Raw genomic sequence first — 19,332 nt, 5'->3', positions numbered from 1 at the left:
CCGTATTCGTATGGGGCACGGCGCTGATCCCTTTCATGTCCAAGCGAGTCGCTAAACTCTGGAAATGATTAGAATCAATGCCGTGCGCTTTGCCCAGAAAAATCGAACCGGACAGCCGTGGGACAAGCCCGGCCATGACCACGGAGAGGGGATCGGCAGCGCTGAACGACGACGGCCCGAGACGCCGGCCGTCCTCCGGCGACAAATCGCCAAAAGCAAATCCGTGTCCGGCGTCAGGCGATTTCAATCGCTTGGGCGCCGTTTTCGGTCCCGATCTCGATCGCGTCGGGCGCAGCGAGCGCGAGCGGCGGCCGGGGAAGCGCGGGCGGCGGCGGCGCGTGTAACGCGTCCTTGACGGCGGCAAGACCTCGGAAAAAGACGCTTCCATGATGGGGGGGGACGGCGCTCCCTGCCGAGCTTGCGACCGCCACCTTGTTGGAGTGCGAGCCCGCACCCGCGCTGTCGCCGCGGTCGCCGACCGCGGCTCGCTCAACCGCCACGACATAGGCAAATCGAGGCGCTGACGCGCCGGACGCGCTCGGCGAGCGCGTCTACATAGGCCACCCCTGTCCATCGCCCAACACCCTCTCCGCACTATTTCGCCGGATACCCAACCGTCTGCGCGAACAGCGGGCGCTGATCGGGGCGCAGGTTCAGTTTCGCGGCCAGCCCCGGCTTGTCGCAATTGTGGAACCACGCCGCCAGTCCGAGCGAGGCGGCGAAGAGATAGACGTTGGCGGCGATCATGCCGGCGTCGACATAATAGTAGGAGCGCTGGACGTCGGGGTCGCGCAGCCCCGGCTCGGCGAAGCCGGCGGTGTTGGCCAGCCGGTCGATATCCGCGACATAGACGAGGCGCACCGGCGCCGTCTCGCCGCCGCCCTGGCCATGGCTGATCGCCAGCGGGCGTAGATCGCCGGCGGCGACCGGCGTCAGCCGGTTGACCAGCGCGTCGTAAAGATAGGTCCCTTCCTTCAGGACGACGTAGACGTCGATCTCCTGGGAATTGCTGGCCGAGCCGGCGGTTCGCCCGGACGCCCCGAACGGACCCCGCTTGCGGTTGACGCCGCAGGCCGCCCAGAGGAGATCGCTCAAGGTCTGCAGCGGCAACGGCGCCGCGCCGATCTCGCGGATCGTGCGGCGACGGCGCAGTGCCGCGACCAGCGTCCCGCGCCCCTCGAGCGCCGGCGGCGGCAGCGCGATCGGCGCGGGGCCGGAGGCGGCGCCTTTCGCTTGGTCGCGATCGGATGGCTTGCGGGTCATCGTTTCCTCCCGGCGCAAGGGCGCCCGGCGCGCGGCCGGCCCTGCTCCGCCGCATGCCGCGCCGTCGACCTTATGGAGGCATGGGCTTCCGAACGCTTGCCGCTGTCAATGGCGGGCTCGGTCGCGCTGGCCCTGGCCAAGCCGGCGCGGCGGACGCGACTGACGGCGCGACCGCTCATCCGCCGTTGCGCGGCGACGCCGCTTGTCTCCCGCAAGGGGGGAAGGTTAGCGGCGCTTCAAAAGAAATTGCATATCGGCAATCTCAATTGATCGCGATGGCGAACGCGTCATCGCGAATTGATCGACGGTCGAATTTCTTCCGCCAAGTCGCCGCGAAGACATCGGATTTGGGGCTCGTAATTCCCTCGCCGGGAAACACCGGTTTCCACGAAAAACTGAATGGAGAAACCGATGACTTCGCATCGTCCATTGCGTTCGACTGTCGACGGATTGGCGGCGGTGGCGATCGCCGCCGCGTTCATGGCGGGCGCCCCGATCGGCGCAGCCGCGGCGGCTGGGGTCGGCGGCGGCGGTTCGGCCGGCGTCGGCGCCGGCGCCGCGGCCGCGTCGGGCCAGGCTTCGAACGGCAGCGGCTACGAGCCGTCCGAGACCGATTGCGTCAACGTCGCCCAGCAGCCCGGCCGCTATGCGCCGGACGATCTGTCGGCCTGCGGCCTCACCCCGCCGATGGGCGGCTACGGCGACTATCCCCGCCACGGCTGACCGTGGCTGGAGGGCGCGGCGGCATGTTCTGCGCCGCGCCCGCCTGTTTTCGCCTGCCGCGCGTTCAGCGCGCCGGCGCGGCTTTGGCCTGGTAGGTCGGCCGGGTGCGGCGGCCCTGGCGAACGCGATGCGGCTGCTGGTTGGCGGCGCGCGGGTCGCGATGGGGCGCATGATGCGGCCGATCGGGCGCCGTCGCGGCGGGCTTGCGCACCACCGGGGCCGGCTTCGGCCCCTTGTCGCCGCGACGATCGAGCGAAAAGATGCGCATCCGCGTCAGGCGCTCGATCGCGCGCAGCGAATCGCGCTCCGAGGCGTCGCAGAACGAAATCGCCTGGCCGCCCTTGCCGGCGCGCGCGGTGCGGCCGATGCGATGGACATAGGCCTCGGCGACGTCGGGCAGCTCGAAATTGACCACATGGCTGACGTCGTCGATGTCGATGCCGCGCGCGGCGATGTCGGTCGCCACCATCGCCCGCGCCTGGCCGGAGCGGAACGCCGCCAGGGCGCGCTCGCGCTGGCCCTGGCTCTTGTTGCCGTGAATGGCGAGCGCGCCGATTCCGGCCTGGTCGAGGCTGCGGGCGACGCGATCGGCGCCGCGCTTGGTGCGGGTGAAGACGATCGCGCGGGTGAACGCCGGGTCGGCGAACAGCTCGACCAGCATGTCGCATTTGCGCGACGCGTCGACGTGGACGACCTTCTGCTCGACCCGTTCGACGGTGGTGGCCGCCGGGGCGACCGAGACTTCGGCCGGCTCGTGCAGCAATTCGCCGGCGAGCTTGCGGATGTCGGGCGGCATGGTCGCGGAGAAGAACAGGTTCTGCCGCTTGCGCGGCAATTCGCGCACGATGCGGCGGATCGGCCGGACGAAGCCGAGATCGAGCATCTGGTCGACTTCGTCGAGAACCAAGAATTCCACCGCGCCCAGCGTGGCGACGCGCGCGTCGAGATGGTCGAGCAGACGCCCCGGCGTCGCCACCAGCACGTCGAGGCCCTTGGCCAGCGCGCGGATCTGGGCGCCGTGCGGCACGCCGCCGAAGACGACGGCGATGTCGAGCGACAGACCGGCCGAGAGATCGCGGAAGCTCTGGGCGATCTGGCTGGCGAGTTCGCGCGTCGGCGCGAGCACCAGAACGCGCGCCCCGCCCCGCGGCGCGGGCTTCTTGTCGGCGATCAGGCGGTTGAGGATCGGCAGCGCGAAGGCCGCCGTCTTGCCGGTGCCGGTCTGGGCGATGCCGATCAGGTCGCGCCCCTGCATCAGAACGGGAATGGCCTGGGCCTGAATCGGGGTCGGCTTGGCGTAGCCCATCTGGGTCAACGCGGTCACGAGCGGCGCGGCAAGGCCGAAGCCGTTGAAATTTTCCAAGTGATGATCTTTCAAACAGCCGCAAAGGCGCGGGAAACCCCGCGCGGCGGCTTGTGGTCGTTAAAGGGGACGCCCCGCGTGTCCGGGCGACTGGGCGATCTACAAACAGGCGCTCGGCAGGAGGACAGAGAAGCCCTTCACGCAGCCGGCGCGCATCGACCGCTCAGGGAGCGGCATGCGGCTTATCCATGATGCAGCGCACAATGTCAAGGAAAGGCGGGGCGCGGGCCTTTCTCCCCGGCGCCGGCCGCCCTGCCGATCGGCCAATATCCTCCGCCTGCAGAAGCCGCTAAAACCGTCGCCGGCCTCTGAGAACGGGCGTCGGGCGGGGAGCGGCGGGGGAATGGCGAGGTCATTCGAAGCGACCAATGCGCCGTTCGACCGGCTGACGCCGCAGCAGGTCGGCGCGGTCGAAGCGGCGCTCGACATCGGTTATTTCCGCCCCGGCGAAACGCTGATCGCGCGCGACGGCGCGCCGGAATCGCTGTTCGTCGTCATCAAGGGCTGCGTCGAGGAGCGCGACGGCGACGAAGTCGTGGGTCTGCGCGGCCCCGGCGATTGTTTCGACAGCCGCGCGCTGGTCCAGGGCGCGGGCTCGAACGCCTTCGTCGCGCGCGAGGAGACGCTGTGCAACCTCGCCCCGCGCGATCTGATCCTCAAGCTCATCGCCCATAACGACCGCTTCGCCGCCTTCTTCTATCGCGAGATCTCGCGCAAGCTCGAGGCGGCGGCGCGCGACCAGGAGGCGGCGCGCTTCAGCCCGCTGCTCGGCGCGCGGGTGCGCGACGCGCCATTCCATCCCGCGGTTTTTATCGCGGCCAACGAGACGATCGAGAGCGCCGGCGAGACGATGCGCGCCAACAAGATCAACGCCGTGTTCGTGCGCGACGGCGGGCGCGTCGGCCTGCTGACCGGCATGAACCTCGCCAGGGCGGCGATCCTCGAGCGCAGGCCGATCACGGCGAGCGTCGCCGACCTGGCGAAATACGACATCGTCACGGTCGAGGCCGACGACTTCGTCTCGCGCGCGCTCTTGAGGATGACCAAGCACAACAAGCGCCGCGTCGCCGTCGTCGACGACGGCGAATATGTCGGCGTGCTCGAGGACATCGACCTGCTGAGTTTCATCGCCGGCAATTCGCAGATGGTCGCGGCGCGCATCGACCGCGCCTCGAGCCGCGACGACCTCGCCGCCGCCGCCGGGGCGATCGAATCCCAGGTGCGCATGCTGCGGCGGCAGGGCGTGCGGGTCGAGGTCGTCGCCGAGATCGTCTCCGACCTCAACCGCCACCTGTTCGCCAAGCTGTTCGCCATGACCGCTTCGGCCTCGATCCGCGAGCGCGGCTGCCTGATCGTGATGGGCTCGGAAGGGCGCGGCGAGCAGACGATGCGCACCGACCAGGACAACGGCCTCATCCTCGCCGGGCCGGTCGACGAAGCCGAGCTCAAGGCCTTCCGCGTCGCCTTTTCCGGCGCGCTCGCCCGCTTCGGCTTTCCCCCCTGCCCGGGCGATGTGATGGTCGTCAACCCGCAATGGTCGAAGCCGCTCGCCGACTACGAGGGCGACTTCCGCCGCTGGCTCGCCGAGCCCGACGAGATCGCGCAGATGAATATCGCGATCTTCTACGACGCGGAGGCGGTGGCGGGCGACGGCGAGCTGCTCAGACGCGCCAAGCAGGCGCTGATCGACGCGATGCGCGGCGAGCGCGCTGAGCTGGCGCGTTTCGCGCGCGCGGTCGACGCCTTTCCGACGCCGATCGGCCTGTTCAACAATCTCGTCACCCACAAGGACCAGGGCGACGCCCTCGATCTCAAGAAAGGCGGCATTTTCCCGATCGTTCACGGCGTGCGCGCGCTGGCGCTCGAGCGCGGCCTCGCCGAGACCGGCACCGCGGCGCGCATCGCCCGCCTCGCCGAAGAGGGCGCGCTCAGTCACGATCTGGCGCGCGAACTGACGCAGGCCCTGCGCTACCTGATGACCTTGCGGCTCGACGCGCAGCTCGCGGTCGCCGCCTCCGGCAGCCTCGTGCGTCCCGGCGAGCTGTCGACCATGGATCGCGATCTGCTGCGCGACGCGTTTCAGGTCGTCAAGCAGCTGCGCGAGGTCGTGCGCCGCCACTTCAACCTGGCGATGTTCTGACCATGGCGCCCGGCTGGCTTCCGTCGCTGTTCGGGGGCGCCCGGCTGCGCGACCCCGCCTATCGCTTTCTGTTCGAGCCGGGGCCGGCCGACGAAGCGGTGGCGATCGACTGCGAGACGACCGGCCTCGACACCCGCCGCGACGACATCGTCAGCGTCGCCGCCGTGCTCATTCGCGGCGCGCGGATTCTGACCAGCCAGCGGTTTCAATCGTTCGTGCGGCCGCAGGCGAAGCTCAAGCCCGACGCGATCAAGGTGCACGGCCTGCGCGAGGCCGACGTCGCCGCGGCGCGACCGATCGCCGCGGTGCTGCCGGATCTGCTGCGCTTCATCGGCGGCCGGCCGCTGGTCGGCTATTACCTCGACTTCGACATGGCGATGCTCGACCGCCACCTGCGGCGCTGGCTCGGGATCAGGCTGCCCAACCCGCGCATCGAGGTTTCGGCGCTTTATTACGAGCGCAAATACGGCGACGCGCCGCCCGGAACCCAAGTCGATCTCAGTTTTTCGGCGATGCTCGCCGATCTGAAGGCGCCGATGCTCGACCAGCACGACGCCTATTCCGACGCGCTGATGACGGCGATGGCCTATGTCGCGCTCAGCGACCTCGCCGCGCGCGGAATCCGCATCCCGCGCCAGCCCATGCGCGGCGCGCCGAGCTTCGAGATCGGCTGAGGCGCCGCCTTGGCAGTCCCGCGCGACGGGTCTACGTTGCCTTTGGGTGGGCCGGCGGGACCTCCGAGCGAACAAGGGGAAATGACGATGAGATTGGCGCGTTGGCTGGTCGCCCTGCCTTTCCTGGGCATTCTCATCGGCACGGCGTTCGTCAATCAGGTCGAGCCGCTGGTGTTCGGGATGCCGTTCGTCCTCGCCTGGATCGTCGGCTGGGTCGTCGTCGGCGCGGCGGCGATGGCGATCGTCTACGCGCTCGATCCGCTCAACGCCGTCTCCGAGGGCGAAGCCGACGGAGAGCGCCAATGAACGCCGCGCTGGTCATCATCGGCTTAGCCACGCTCGGCGCGCTGGCGCTCGGCCTCGCCGCGCATCGCGGCGTGCGCATGACCCTCGAGCAATGGACGGTCGCCGGCCGCGGCTTCGGCGGGCTGCTGGTGTTCCTGCTGACCGCCGGCGAGATCTACACCACTTTCACCTTCCTCGGCGGCAGCGGCTGGGCCTACGGCCGCGGCGCGCCGACCTTCTACATCCTCGCCTACGGCTCGCTCGCCTATTTCATGTCCTACTGGCTGTTGCCGCCGATCTGGCGCTACGCCAAGCGTGAGCGCCTGCTGTCGCAGCCGCACTTCTTCTCCCACAAATACGACAGCCCATGGCTGGGCGTGCTCGTCGCCGCGGTCGGCGTCGTGGCGCTGGTGCCCTATCTGGTGCTGCAGTTCCAGGGCCTCGGCATCATCGTCTCGATCGCCTCCTACGGCTCGATCTCGCCGACTTTGGCGATCTGGATCGGCGCGGCGACGGTGACGATCTACGTCATGATCTCCGGCATGCACGGCGTCGCATGGAACGCCGCCGTCAAGGACGCGCTCATCCTCGTCGTCGTCGTCTTCCTCGGCATCTACCTGCCGGTTCATTATTACGGCGGCATCGGCGCGATGTTCCGCGCCATCGACGCCGCCAAGCCGGGCTTCCTCGTCTTCAAGCCGAGCGGCCAGAGCATATTGTGGTTCCAATCGACGGTCATCCTGACCGCGCTCGGCTTCTTCATGTGGCCGCACGCGTTCTCGGCCATCCTGACCTCGAAGCGCGAGCAGACCTTCCGCCGCAACGCCGCGCTGCTGCCGCTCTATCAGCTGATCCTGCTGTTCGCCTTCTTCTGCGGCTTCGCCGCGATCATGCAGGTTCCCGGCCTGACCGGCACGAAGGCCGACGAGGCGCTGCTGCGTCTGTCGATCCAGTCTTTCGACCCGTGGTTCGTCGGCGTGATCGGCGCGGCGGGGGTGATGACGGCGCTGGTGCCGGGTTCGATCATCCTCATCTCGGCCGCGACGCTGCTCGCCAATGACGTGCTGCGACCGTTGCGGCCGGGGCTGTCGGATTCCGCCATCGGGGTGACCGCGCGCGCCCTGGTGCCGCTGATCGCGCTGCTCGCCGTTTATTTCACTCTGAATAACCCACCGACGCTCGTCGCGCTGCTGTTGATGGGCTACGCCTTCGTCACCCAGCTGTTCCCGGCGTTGGTGTGCAGCCTGCTGCCGCGCAATCCGATCACCAAATACGGCGCGGCGGCGGGAATCGTCGTCGGCGTCGTCGTCGTCGCTTTCGTGACCGAGACCAAGATCGGTTTCGCCGACATGCTGCCGTTCCTGCCGGCGCGCGTCGGCGACGTCAACGTCGGTTTCGCCGCGCTGATCCTCAACCTCGTCGCCGCATTGCTGGTGAGCTGGGCGACGCGGCCGGCGCCGATTGCGGCGGCCTCGTCGTCGCGCTGATCTTTTCGTAGGCTGCCGAAGGCCGGCTCGGATTTCTGGGGCTGAGCCCCCGGCGGCGTGGACGCGCGTGAATCGTGTTCCGCGGTCTGGACCCTGGGGAAGCCGGCGCAGCCGGTCTCGAACACTGTCTGGGCTCTCGGATTCACCGTGCGGGCGAGCTTACGCCCACCGACAAAGACGCAGCCGCCGCAATTCCTCGGTCGCGCCGGATCAGAGGCGAAGGCGCGACGCGCGCAGCAAGGCGGGCGGGTTCGCTCGCCGCGCCCTTGCGCTCCGGCGGCGAAGGCTTCGCAACCCGTCGGCCGGCGGCCTCTCGAGGCTCGACGCCGAGAAATCCGAAGACGTCGGCGGCCGGCATCGGACGACCGATCAAATAGCCCTGGGCCTCGGAGCAGCCCTCGATCGCCACGTGGGCCAACTGCTCCTCCGTCTCGACCCCCTCGGCGACCGCCTCCATGCCAAGCGCTTTCGCCAGGCTGGTTGCCGCGCGCACGATCGCCACGCTGTCCTCGCGTTGTCCGAGCTCGCTGATGAACGACTGGTCGATCTTGATTTTGTCGAAAGGAAAGCGGCGCAGATAGCTCAAGCTCGAGTATCCCGTTCCGAAGTCGTCCATGGCGATCGCGCTGCCCATGGCGCGGATGGCATGGAGCGTCGAAAGGGCCTGGTCGGCGTCGGTAATCATCACGCTCTCGGTGACTTCCACGACGAGTCGCGAGCCGTCGACGCCCGCGGCCTCGATCGCCTCGGAAACACATTGGAGAATTCCAGGAGACTTGAGCTGCACTGCAGACACGTTGACGGCCACCTTGATGTGCGCCGGCCATTTTGCCGCCTCACGGCACGCCTCGCGCATAACCCATTCCCCGATCGGCACGATCAGACCGTTCTCTTCGGCCACGGGGATGAACTCGCCGGGCGGCACGGCGCCGCGTTCGGGATGCTTCCAACGCAGCAGCGCTTCGAACGATTTCACCTGCCTGTCGGGCACCGACACGACCGGCTGGAAATGGAGTTCGAACTGCTCCTCGGCGAGCGCGGCCCGCAGGTCGTTCTCCATTTTGCGACGAGAACGAACCTGCTCGTCCATCGACGGCTTGAAGAAGCTGAAGCTGCCGCGATTGGTCTTGGCGTGGTAAAGCGCCATGTCGGCGTTGCGGATGAGCTCGTCGCAGTCGAGGCTGTCGTCCGGCGCGAGCGAAATGCCGATGCTGGCGCCGATTTCAATGTCGTTGCCGTCGATCGTATAGGATTTGCCGACGGAGGCGGTCAACCGTTCGGCGAGATACGCGGCGTCGCGCGGAATGTACGAGACGCGCTGGATGATCGCGAACTCGTCGCCCCCGAGCCGCGCAATCGTGTCGCTCCCGCGGGTGACGGCTTTGATTCGCGCCGTGACCTCCTGCAGCAGCTTGTCTCCAAGCGGGTGCCCCAAGGTGTCGTTGACCACCTTGAAATGATCCAAGTCGAGATAGAGCACGGCGTACTTGGCGGCGCGGCGCCGCGCCTCCGCAAGACATTGTTCGAGGCGCTGCTTGAATTCGATGCGGTTCGACAGACCGGTCAGGGCGTCGCTCCGCGCCATTTCCTTGACCTTCTCTTCGGCTCGGTAGCGCACGGTGATGTCCTCGTGCGTCGACACCCATCCGCCCTCGACGAGCTTCTTCTTGCGCTGCGCGATGATCCGCCCGTCCGCCAATTCGCTGACGCTCAGGACGCTGCCGTCAGCCTCCTTGAGCGGCTCGCTCATAGGCTTGCCGAAGCCATGATTGCCGCGATAGCCGACGATTTGCGCGCGCGTGACCCCGGGACCCGTCAGTTCGGCGGGAAGGCCGTATATTTCAGCGTAGCGCTTGTTGCAGGCGATCAGGGCGTTGCTCCGATCGTACATCGCCACGCCCTGGACGATGTTGTCCATCGCGTTGCTGAACCGCTTGTACTGGATCGCGACCTGCCTCTGAATGGCTTCGCGCGCCTGCGCGTCGGCGAGCCGTTCGATATAAACGGCGAGCCTGATCGTCCCGAAGGCGATCGCCAGGACGATGACGGCGGCGCCGAACGCCAGCGCTTCCGCTTGATGGAGCCAGTCGGCCAGCACGTCGTTCATCGCCACGGCGACAACGGACACGACAGGAAAATTGTGCGAATGGACGACGGCGAACATCCGGTCGACGCCGTCGACGGCGCTCTTCTGTCGCGCCACGCCATCAAGTTTTCGTGAGATGAAGCGCGTATACAAGTCGCTCTCGGCGGCGTCGGCGCCGGAGACGATTTCGCGCTGCGGGAAGCAGGCGATGATTGTGCCGTCCTGTTGAAAAACCGAGACCGAGGCATGCTCTCCCAACGCCGCGCTCTCCAGGACCTCCTCGAAGGACGCCAGCTTGACGACGCCGGTCACCACGCCGAGAAACGAGCCGTCGCTCGCGGAGACGCGCTCCGACAGGCTCAACTGCCACGTCCCCGAGATCGTGCTTTGGAACGGCGTCGACACATAGACCGCGCCGGAAGACGCGTTACGCAGAGAATCCACGTTGTCTTGACCGTGCAATTCGGCGATCGACGTGAGTTGTGCGCCATCGGGGTTGCCGATCTTTCCGTCGGCGCCGACGATGAAGACGCTGTCGAGCGACGGATCCTCGGCAAGGCGACTGCGCAGCATCGCCTGGACATCCTTGGCGCCGGCCGCGGATTCCAGAGCGCCGACCGAGCCGACGCCATCGCCTTGCAAGCGCTCGACGAGTTTGGAAACAGTCGACGAAACGGATTGCAGCGATCGATCCGTTTGGTCGGAAAGAATGTAAGATAGACTGCGCGCGCTTCTTGAAACCTCCTCGACGAGCAGGCTATGGAGGCAGACGTCGAGCGCAACCGTCCCAGCCAGAACGAACCCTATCAGGACTCCCCCGCCGACGAAGAGGGACGTCTGTCTCGCAACCAGGCGAGCGAATTTGCCCAGCCAGCGCTTGGGCCCAAACCCTGGTGACGTCATGGCCTATCGGTTTCCGACTGCGCTTTCGCCCTAACGCGCGTGGCTTAAGAAATCTCCAACGCACACCCGGGCTGCGTCGATCCGTCTTTCGCCCGACATCGACGCCCGCCGCCATCGCCGGCGCGGCGAAGGATCGTTCGCGGGGACGAAAGCGCGCGTCGGAGCGCGCTGCGAAAACGTCGACGCCGGACTTTCGCCAAGATGCGCGCGACAACAAGAATTCCGGACGGTGCGGCGGCTCCGACCCGTCGCCGCCGTCAGGTGCCGAACATCTCGCAGTCGCTCGCCTCGTCGGGCTCGGCGTCGGAATCATTCGTATCGCGCCTGGCCAGACTCGCGGCGAGTTCGTGCAGGTCGATCAGCAGGGTCGCGGTGTTCGAATCGGCGACCCATTCGGCCGGCATGTCGCGCGCCAGACGCTCGAGGAAGCTGGCGATGCCGGCGACTTCCTGCTTGGCGCGATCGAGATCCTGCAGATCGTGGAAATGCGGTCCCTTGGGCGAAGCGGCGTCGAAGACGAGACGGCCGACGGCGTTGTCGACCCGTTCCAATCTGCGCGTGACTTTGCGCAACTCGTCGGTCACCCGGCGCAGGGTTTCGCCGATGGGGGAAAGCGGGGGGCTATCGAGCTGGCTCACGGACGCATCCTCACTTACGCGGCTCACGGGTTCACGACTCAACGGTCAAAACAGTTCGACGTCGCCGACGTCGCGGATCAGCAGCGGCTTGAGCGGCTTCTCGTCGATGCCGCCCGGCGCCACATAGGCCTGGCGAGCGCGGCCGGAGACCGGCCAATATTGCAGTCGGCGACCCCGCTCGCCGCCGAGGTCCTTGCCGATCACGGCGATGCCTTCATGCTCGAGATAGCGCTCGGCGAATTCGGCGTTCTTCTTGCCGATGTCCGACAGCCCGCCCATCATCCTGGCGCCGCCGAACAGCTTGGCCTCGAGCCGGTCGCGATGCGCGCCCTGCTTCATCAGCCCGTTGATCAAGAGCTCCATCAGGTAATCGCCGTAGCGCTCGGCTTCGTGGTCGTGCGAGCGCCCGTCCTCGCCGGGCAGCAGGAAATGATTCATGCCGCCGACGCCGGTCGACGGATCGCGAATGCACGCCGCGACGCACGACCCCAGCAACGTCGAAACGACGACATCGGGGTCGTCGGTGACCTTGTACTCGCCCTGAACGATATGGATTCGGCGCTCGGGGCGCACCGCGTGGCTCATGACAACTTCCCGACCACCGCCTCGATCGCCCCCCGCAGCTGGGCGACCGTGAACGGCTTGGTGATGTAATTGTTGAGGGCGAACTGCCGCCCGCGCTCGATCAAGGTCTTGTCGGCGCTGCCGGTGATGAGGATGAAGCCGATGCGCGAAGTCGCTTTGTTCTCGCGCAAGCGCCTGAGCAGCCCGAGGCCGTCGAGCCCGGGCATGTTCATGTCGGAAAGGACGAGATGGACCGGCTGGGTCGTCAGCGTCTGCAGCGCCGTCGCGCCGTCCTTGGCGATGACGACGCCACGCACGCCCATCTGGTCGAGGGCGTCGACGACCAGCGCCCGACTGACCGAAGTGTCGTCGACCACCATGATGCGAATCTTGTCAGCGATCGACATGAATCAGCTCTTTCCACTCGAAGTCAGCTTGAGGATGCCGGCGCGCATGTCGCCAATGGCCAACTGACGCTCCACAGCCCCGATTTCAAACGCCACCTTGGGCATCCCGTAGACGACGCTCGAGGCCTCGTTCTGGCCGAGCGTGCTCGCGCCGGCGCGCCGCATCGACAACAGACCGGCGGCGCCGTCGCGGCCCATTCCGGTCAGGATGACGCCGACCGCGCGCGAGCCGAAGGCCTTGGCGGTCGAATCGAACATCACGTCGACCGAGGGACGGTGGCCATTGACCTGCTCGTCGCTGTTGAGGCGACAGCGCGGATGGGCGCCGCCGGCGACCTCGAGATGGGTGAGGCTGCCCGGCGCCAAATAGACGCGGCCAACCTCGATCGGCGCCCCGTCCTCGGCCTCGGCGACATGGGCGTCCGTCAGCCCGTCGAGCCGGCGCGCGAACGAGCGCGTGAACGGGCTCGGCATATGCACGGTCATGACGGTCGGCGGGCAGTTCTCGGGATAGCCGGCGATCACCGAAATCAGCGCCTCGACGCCGCCGGTCGAAGCGCCGATGGCGACGATTCTGCCGTCGGGCTTGTAGGTCGCGAGTTCGTCGACCGCGCCCGGCCGCCCGAGGCTGGGGCGCTGCAGCCGCGCGCCGGCGGCGGCGCGAACCCGCGCCGGCAGGTCGTCGAAGGAGTTGGGATGATCGATCGACGGCTTGCCGATGCAGTCGACCGCGCCGAGCTCCATCGCCCGGATCGTCGCCGTCGCCCCGCGCGCGGTGAGGCTCGAGACCATCACCACCGGGAACGGCCTGAGCCGCATCACCTTTTCGAGGAACTCGAGCCCGTCCATCTTCGGCATCTCGACGTCGAGGGTCATGACGTCGGGATTGAGCGCCTTGATCGCTTGGCGCGCCTCCAACGGATCGGAGGCCTGACCGATCACCTCGATGCCGGGATCGTCGGCGAGCGAAGCCGAGATCAGGCCGCGCATCGTGGCCGAATCGTCGACGACGAGCACCCTGACCGGATTCATGCGCCGTCTCCGTCCCTGAGCCGATAGGCGGTGACGCCGTCGCTGGCGAAGCGCGCCGCCGCCGGCCCGGTCACCCGTTCCGAGTGGCCGATGTAGAGGACGCCGCCGCGCTCGAGCTTGCCGGCGAACTTGCTCCATACCGTCTGCTGGGTCTGCTCGTCGAAATAGATGACGACGTTGCGGCAGAAGATGGCGTGGAACTTGCCCGGCATCGGCCAGACGCCGTTGAGATTGAGGGTGCGGAAGACGACCAGGCGGCGCAGCTCGTCGCTCGCCTGCAGGCCGCGTCGCTCGTCGCCGCCGACGGCGGTGAAATAGCGCTTGCGCAGGGCGACGGGGGCCTCGGCGAGCGCAGCGGCCGGGTAGATTCCGCGCCGCCCCTCCTCGACCACGCGCGGGTCGATGTCGCTGGCGAGAATCCGCACGTCGAGCGAGGCCGCGTTGGGCTCGAGCGACAGCACGGTCAGCGCCATCGAATAGGGCTCGGGCCCGCTCGAGCAGGCCGCCGACCACAGCCGCACCCGCCCGCCGCGGCGCGCCAGTTCCAGCAGCGGCGGCAGCACTTGGGCGCCGAGATGCTCGAAATGATGCGGTTCGCGGAAGAAGCGGGTGACGTTGGTGGTCAGCGCCGACAGCATCTCGAGCCGCTCGTTGGAGCCGTCCGGCGAACCGACGAGGTCGCAATAATCGCGGAAACTCTCGAGATTGAGCGCCCGCAGCCGCTTGACCAGGCGCGAATAGACCAGCGTCGTCTTCGACGCGGGCATGTAGATCCCCGCGTCGGCGTACAGCATCGCCGCAATGTCCTTGAAGTCGCGGTCGGTCATCGCGAACTCGCTCGATCCGAGCGATCCGCCGACGCCCGCCGCCAACGCCTGCGTCACGCGGCCGCCTCCGACTCCGTCGTCATGACGCCGTCGAGCTCGATGACGCCGATCATCCGGCCGTCGATCGCCAGAATGCCGCGGACGAACGACTTGACGAAATCGCTGGCGACGTCCGGCGTCGGCTGGATGTTCTCGGTCGTCAGGGTGAGGATGTCGGACACCGCGTCGACGAGCAGGCCGATGATCTGCGCGCCGACCTGAACCACGATGATGACCTGCCGCGCCGAAGCGTCGGTCTGCGGAAAGCCGAGCCGCTCGGCGAGGTCGACGATCGGCAACACCGAGCCGCGCAGATTGATGACGCCGCGCACATAGGCCGGCGCGTGCGGCAGCGCCGTCGCCGGCGTCCAGCCGCGAATTTCGCGCACCGACATGATGTCGATGCAGAACTCCTGCACGCCGATGCGAAAGGCGATGAACTCGCGGGGTTCGGCGGCGGCGACGTTGACTTCCTTCATTGGATTAACCTACTGCGGCGAGAAGGGGTTCTTGGGCAGTCGCGCTGCGATTGGTGCGCGCGACGAAGGTGTCGATGTCGAGGATCAGCGCGACTCGCCCGTCGCCGAGGATCGTCGCGGCGGCGATGCCGGGCACCTGCCGGTAGTTCGCCTCGAGGCTCTTGATGACGACCTGGCGCTGGTCGTGGATCGCGTCGACCACCAGCGCGCAGCGGGTGCTGACCTCGGTCTCGACCACCAGGACGACGCTGCCGACCGGATCGGCGGCCTCGTCGCGGTAGCCGAGCTCCTGGCCGACGTCGATCAGCGGCGCGAAGCCGCCGCGGTCGGAGATCACCCGGGCGTTGACGCCGAGCGCGTGAACTTCGCCGGCCTTGGGCCTGAGCGTCTCGACGATCGCCGTCAGCGGCACGACCAGCGTCTGATCGGCCACCTTGACCACCATGCCGTCGAGCACGGCGAGCGTCAGCGGCAGGCTCATCGAGAAGATCGAGCCTTGACCGGGACGCGAGACGATCGTGATGCGCCCGCCCAGCGCCTGGATCGAACGCTTGACGACGTCCATGCCGACGCCGCGGCCGGAGATGTTGGAGATCGACTGCGCGGTCGAGAAGCCTGGCATGAACAGCAGATTGTCGATTTCGCCGTCGGTGAGCTGGGCGTCGGGCGCGATCAACCCCTTCTTGATCGCGATCTCGCGCACGCGCTGGCGATTGATGCCGGCGCCGTCGTCGGAAACTTCGATGACGATGCGGCCCGAGCGATGCGCCGCCGACAGCTTGACCTCGCCCTGGGCCGGCTTGCCGGCCGCCTCGCGCACTTCCGGCCGCTCGACGCCGTGGTCGACGGCGTTGCGGATCATGTGGGTGAGCGGATCGGCGAGACGCTCGATCACCGTGCGGTCGACCTCGGTGGCTTCGCCTTCGGTGCGCAGCCGCACGATCTTGCCGGTCGCGTCGGTCAGCTCGCGCACGATGCGCGACATGCGCTGGAACAGCGGCTTGACCGGCTGGGCGCGGATCGCCATCACGCCTTCCTGGATCTCGCGGGTCAATTGCTCGAGCGCGCCGAGGCCCGCGGCGACGCTCGACGAGCGCGCCAGCCCCGCCTCCAGCACCCGCTGCGACAGCATCGCCTGGTTGATCACCAGCTCGCCGACGAGATTGATCAGGCGATCGACGCGCTCGAGATCGACGCGAATCGTCGGCGCGCTCGCCGACGCATCCGGCTTGGCGGCCTCGGTCCTGGCCTTTTCCGGCTCGGCGGCGGTCGCGGCAGCGACGGCCTCGATCGGTTCGGCCGGCGCGGAGACGCTCGGCGAAGCGAGCGCGCCGGCGGCGACGGACGGCGCGGTCGGCGCGGTTTCGGCCGGCGCGTTCGCCCCAAGCGCGGCGGCGGCGCGATCGACGACGATCTCCAGTTCGCAATCGTCGATGACGAATTCGAACAGCTCGTGGATCGCCGCCTCGTCTTCGGCGGTGGTCAGCTCGACGCGCCAGGCGAGATAGGCGCCTTCGGGGTCGAGGGCGTCGAGCGGCGGCAGGTGCTGCGTATCGCATTCGACGCGGAATTCGCCCATGCGCGACAGTTCGCGCAGCAGACGGACCGTCTCGTTGCCCTTGCGATAGAGGTCGGGCGCAGGAATGAGCGTGATGGCGTAGCGCGCCGCCTGCGGCTCGGGCGCGCCGAGATTGCCGATCTCGAGCAGGACCGGTTGGAAATCGAGCCCGTCGGCGTCGCCGCCGCCGGCGTTCGCCGCGCTCGGCGCTTCCTTGGCGCTTTCGGACAGGGCCTTCAGTTCGGCGATCTGCGCCTCGACCCGCGCCTCGTCGACCGGGTGGTCGCTGCGCGACGCCTTGACCAGGTCGGCAAGCAGGTCGGCCGAGCGCAGCATCGTGCGCATCACCGTCGGCGAAGTCGCAAGCTGATCGGAGCGGATCAGGTCGAGACTGGTCTCGAACGTGTGGGCGAAGCGCACCAGCCGATCGAGCTTGAAGGCGCCGGCGCCGCCCTTGATCGAGTGGACGGCGCGGAACACGGCGTTGACCGTCTCGGAATCGGCCACGCCCTCTTCCATCGCGTTCAGGCCGACCTCCAGCTCGCCGAGCTGTTCTTCGCATTCCTGGAAGAAGGTCTCCCGGATCGCCGCCATCGTGTCCATGCGAACAGCCCTCGAACTTCCGTTAAGCCGCCACGCGCCGCACGACGTCGACCAGCTTGGCCGAGTCGAACGGCTTGACGATCCAACCGGTGGCGCCGGCGCGCCGCGCCAGGTTCTTCTTCTCGGGCGAGCTCTCGGTGGTCAGGACGAGAATCGGAATGCCGAGGTAGCGCTGGTCGCGGCGGACGTTTTCGATGAAGCCGAAGCCGTCGAGCTTCGGCATGTTGATGTCGGTGATGATGACTTGCGGCGTCTCCTGCTCGAGCACTTCGAGCCCGTGTTGGCCGTCGACCGCCTGGATGACGCGATAACCCGCATCCATCAGCGCGACCTTGAGCATGTCGCGCATGGTGCGGGAGTCATCCACGGTTAAGATCGTCATACTCATTGGGGCAGTTCTCCAGTCACGAGCGTTCGATCGATTCCGATGAGTTTGAGATCTTCGATCATGCGCGCCGCGCAATTGACGATCGACAGCGGCACGCCGTCGACTTGCCATGTCCGTTTGGCCGACAGCAGCACCTGAACGCATTGCGCGCCGATCTGGCCGACCGCCGACGCGTCGATGGTGATCGGTTTGCCGCGACGTTCGAGCAGAGCGGCGGCGAGCGGTCGCGCGGCGGGCAGATCGAGCGAGACGGGCAGGCGCAGGACGCCATCGGCGTCGCCGCGCGGCGCGGAAGCGACAGGCGCCGGCGAAGGCGCCGCCGCGGCCTGCGGTTTGAGATAAACTACGGGCGGGGGCATGATTTCCTCCTCCTCGCGCGCCGGTTCGACTGGGGCGACCGACTCCTCGTCGGCCGGTTCCTCGGCGGGCGCTACGACGCTGGACGCCGACCACGACGACGGCAGCCTGCCGTCGAGGTCGGTGAGATCGACTTTTGGGTAGTACTCGCCTTTGGCGAACCCGGTCTTGCGCGCCGGTCGCCGCGGGGTCGAAGGCCTCGCCATCACGTCCTCCCGGCGCGGGCGCACGTCGACGCGCGGGCGTCCGACGGGGAACAGGACAGGCGTGCGAACGCGTTCATGCGACCTCGCGATAGCGTAAAATCTCCCCCCACTTGCGTCGGCGGCGGCTGGCGACCGGTCGCGCTTTGCGGCGCGCTTGGGCCGTCGCGTTCAATTGCAGAAGGGCATGTCGGCTCGGAATCCGACGCGAGCGAGTGGCGTCATGCCGCGGAGGCGCCCCCCAAGGCGGGCTCCGTCGATCGCATCACAAGTCCTAAACAGGATTGGTTTATCGAAACTTAAAAGTCATATTGATTTTGGTCCGCGCCGCCGAACTTTACGTCAACGGCATGTTTAAACCACGCCGGCGACGGAAGCAGCGCGACGGCGCCTCAGCCGAGCGCCTCCAGTTCGCCGATCATCCGCTCGATCAGCGACAGCCCGATGTCCCAGAAGGCCGGGTCGCGGGCGTCGAGGCCGAACGGCGCCAGCAGTTCGCCATGCGGTTTGGAGCCGCCGGCGGCGAGCATCGCCAGATAGCGCTCGGCGAAGCCGGCCGGGGCGCGCTCGTAGAGGCCGTAGAGCGAGTTCACCAGACAATCGCCGAAAGCGTAGGCGTAGACGTAGAACGGCGAATGAATGAAGTGGCCGATATAGGCCCAGAAGGTCTCGTAGCCGGGACCGAGCCGGATCGCCGGGCCCAGGCTCTCGCCCTGCACGCTCATCCAGGCGGCGCCGATCGCTTCCGGCGTCAGCTCGCCGGCGCGCCGCTCGAGGTGGAGCCGCCGCTCGAACGTATAGAAGGCGATCTGGCGCACGACGGTGTTGAGCATGTCCTCGACCTTCGCCGCGAGCATCGACCGGCGCATCGCCGGATCGGCGGCCGAAGCGAGCAGCGCGCGGAAGGTCAGCATCTCGCCGAACACCGAGGCGGTCTCGGCGAGCGTCAGCGGCGTCGGCGCCATCAAAGCGCCGTTGGGCGCGGCGAGCACCTGATGGACGCCGTGGCCGAGCTCGTGCGCCAGCGTCATGACGTCGCGCGGCTTGCCGAGGTAATTGACCAGGACGTAGGGGTGCGCCGACGGCGTCGTCGGATGGGCGAAGGCCCCCGGCGCCTTGCCGGGCCGTGGCGGCGCGTCGATCCAGCCCTCGTCGAAGAAGCGCCGCGCGACGTCGGCCATGCGCGGCGAAAAGCCGCGATAGGCGTCGAGCACCGTGTCGCGCGCCGCGCTCCAGGCGAAGACGCGGCTCGGCGCGTCGGGCAGCGGCGCGTTGCGGTCCCAATGCTCGAGCTGCGGCTTGCCGAACCAGCG

General features: G+C 67.8%; 19 protein-coding genes. 5 read left to right on the top strand and 14 right to left on the bottom strand.

What is annotated here, in order from left to right:
- Together ABSF49_RS11465 and ABSF49_RS11460 are read right to left on the bottom strand one after the other, a co-directional pair.
- A partial coding sequence (locus ABSF49_RS11465) for a hypothetical protein (protein ID WP_424112788.1) occupies positions 1-247 on the bottom strand: 247 nt, incomplete at its 3' end.
- 347 nt (positions 248-594) lie between these two features.
- Positions 595-1,263 carry a nitroreductase family protein gene (locus tag ABSF49_RS11460; RefSeq protein ID WP_424112787.1) on the bottom strand — a complete coding sequence of 223 codons (669 nt, stop codon included), beginning with the start codon at positions 1,261-1,263 and terminating at the stop codon, positions 595-597.
- A 411-nt stretch (positions 1,264-1,674) separates the two neighbouring features.
- Here ABSF49_RS11460 and ABSF49_RS11455 point away from each other — a divergent pair, with 411 nt between their 5' ends.
- Entirely contained in the window at positions 1,675-1,986 is a 312-nt protein-coding gene (locus tag ABSF49_RS11455; RefSeq protein ID WP_424112786.1) for a hypothetical protein, read from the top strand.
- 64 nt (positions 1,987-2,050) lie between these two features.
- Here ABSF49_RS11455 and ABSF49_RS11450 read toward each other — a convergent pair whose 3' ends face one another.
- Positions 2,051-3,349, bottom strand: a complete 1,299-nt coding sequence (locus ABSF49_RS11450; protein WP_424112785.1) for a DEAD/DEAH box helicase — start codon at positions 3,347-3,349, stop codon at positions 2,051-2,053.
- Positions 3,350-3,692: 343 nt separating this feature from the next.
- Here ABSF49_RS11450 and ABSF49_RS11445 point away from each other — a divergent pair, with 343 nt between their 5' ends.
- The 4 genes from ABSF49_RS11445 to ABSF49_RS11430 all read left to right on the top strand — a co-directional run bounded on the left by ABSF49_RS11445 (position 3,693) and on the right by ABSF49_RS11430 (position 7,935).
- Complete coding sequence (locus tag ABSF49_RS11445) at positions 3,693-5,489, top strand: putative nucleotidyltransferase substrate binding domain-containing protein (protein ID WP_424112784.1); 1,797 nt, start codon at positions 3,693-3,695, stop codon at positions 5,487-5,489.
- Positions 5,490-5,491: 2 nt separating this feature from the next.
- A complete protein-coding gene (locus ABSF49_RS11440) occupies positions 5,492-6,163 on the top strand; it encodes a 3'-5' exonuclease (protein ID WP_424112783.1) in 672 nt (223 codons plus the stop codon).
- A gap of 87 nt (positions 6,164-6,250) precedes the next feature.
- Positions 6,251-6,469, top strand: coding sequence for a DUF3311 domain-containing protein (locus ABSF49_RS11435; protein ID WP_424112782.1), 219 nt, complete (start codon positions 6,251-6,253; stop codon positions 6,467-6,469).
- Positions 6,466-7,935: a sodium:solute symporter family protein gene (locus ABSF49_RS11430; protein ID WP_424112781.1), complete on the top strand. Its 1,470-nt coding sequence runs from the start codon at positions 6,466-6,468 to the stop codon at positions 7,933-7,935. Before ABSF49_RS11435 ends, ABSF49_RS11430 begins: the two co-directional genes overlap by 4 nt.
- A gap of 142 nt (positions 7,936-8,077) precedes the next feature.
- Here ABSF49_RS11430 and ABSF49_RS11425 read toward each other — a convergent pair whose 3' ends face one another.
- From ABSF49_RS11425 to ABSF49_RS11375, 11 genes are all read right to left on the bottom strand, one after another.
- Positions 8,078-10,594 carry a bifunctional diguanylate cyclase/phosphodiesterase gene (locus ABSF49_RS11425; RefSeq protein WP_490363322.1) on the bottom strand — a complete coding sequence of 839 codons (2,517 nt, stop codon included), beginning with the start codon at positions 10,592-10,594 and terminating at the stop codon, positions 8,078-8,080.
- Positions 10,595-11,181: 587 nt separating this feature from the next.
- Positions 11,182-11,562 (bottom strand): DUF8776 family protein, encoded by a 381-nt coding sequence (locus ABSF49_RS11420; protein WP_424112779.1) that lies wholly within the window; start codon positions 11,560-11,562, stop codon positions 11,182-11,184.
- Between the two features lie 45 nt (positions 11,563-11,607).
- Positions 11,608-12,147: a chemotaxis protein CheD gene (locus tag ABSF49_RS11415; RefSeq protein WP_424112778.1), complete on the bottom strand. Its 540-nt coding sequence runs from the start codon at positions 12,145-12,147 to the stop codon at positions 11,608-11,610.
- A complete protein-coding gene (locus ABSF49_RS11410) occupies positions 12,144-12,533 on the bottom strand; it encodes a response regulator (protein WP_424112777.1) in 390 nt (129 codons plus the stop codon). Before ABSF49_RS11410 ends, ABSF49_RS11415 begins: the two co-directional genes overlap by 4 nt.
- 3 nt (positions 12,534-12,536) lie before the next feature.
- Positions 12,537-13,565, bottom strand: coding sequence for a protein-glutamate methylesterase/protein-glutamine glutaminase (locus ABSF49_RS11405; RefSeq protein ID WP_424112776.1), 1,029 nt, complete (start codon positions 13,563-13,565; stop codon positions 12,537-12,539).
- Entirely contained in the window at positions 13,562-14,392 is an 831-nt protein-coding gene (locus ABSF49_RS11400) for a CheR family methyltransferase (RefSeq protein ID WP_424112789.1), read from the bottom strand. Before ABSF49_RS11400 ends, ABSF49_RS11405 begins: the two co-directional genes overlap by 4 nt.
- A gap of 53 nt (positions 14,393-14,445) precedes the next feature.
- On the bottom strand, positions 14,446-14,910 hold the full coding sequence (locus ABSF49_RS11395; protein WP_424112775.1) for a chemotaxis protein CheW: 465 nt from the start codon (positions 14,908-14,910) through the stop codon (positions 14,446-14,448).
- Between the two features lie 4 nt (positions 14,911-14,914).
- Positions 14,915-17,071 (bottom strand): chemotaxis protein CheA, encoded by a 2,157-nt coding sequence (locus tag ABSF49_RS11390; RefSeq protein WP_424112774.1) that lies wholly within the window; start codon positions 17,069-17,071, stop codon positions 14,915-14,917.
- Between the two features lie 22 nt (positions 17,072-17,093).
- Positions 17,094-17,459, bottom strand: coding sequence for a response regulator (locus ABSF49_RS11385; RefSeq protein ID WP_424112773.1), 366 nt, complete (start codon positions 17,457-17,459; stop codon positions 17,094-17,096).
- Positions 17,456-18,022: an STAS domain-containing protein gene (locus tag ABSF49_RS11380; RefSeq protein ID WP_424112772.1), complete on the bottom strand. Its 567-nt coding sequence runs from the start codon at positions 18,020-18,022 to the stop codon at positions 17,456-17,458. The genes ABSF49_RS11385 and ABSF49_RS11380 overlap by 4 nt, the downstream gene beginning before the upstream one ends.
- A gap of 389 nt (positions 18,023-18,411) precedes the next feature.
- On the bottom strand, positions 18,412-19,332 hold a 921-nt coding region (locus ABSF49_RS11375; protein ID WP_424112771.1), incomplete at its 5' end, for a M3 family metallopeptidase.

Source organism: Roseiarcus sp., assembly GCF_049514155.1.
Classification (GTDB): domain Bacteria; phylum Pseudomonadota; class Alphaproteobacteria; order Rhizobiales; family Beijerinckiaceae; genus Roseiarcus.
This window is presented reverse-complemented; position numbering and strand designations above follow the sequence as displayed.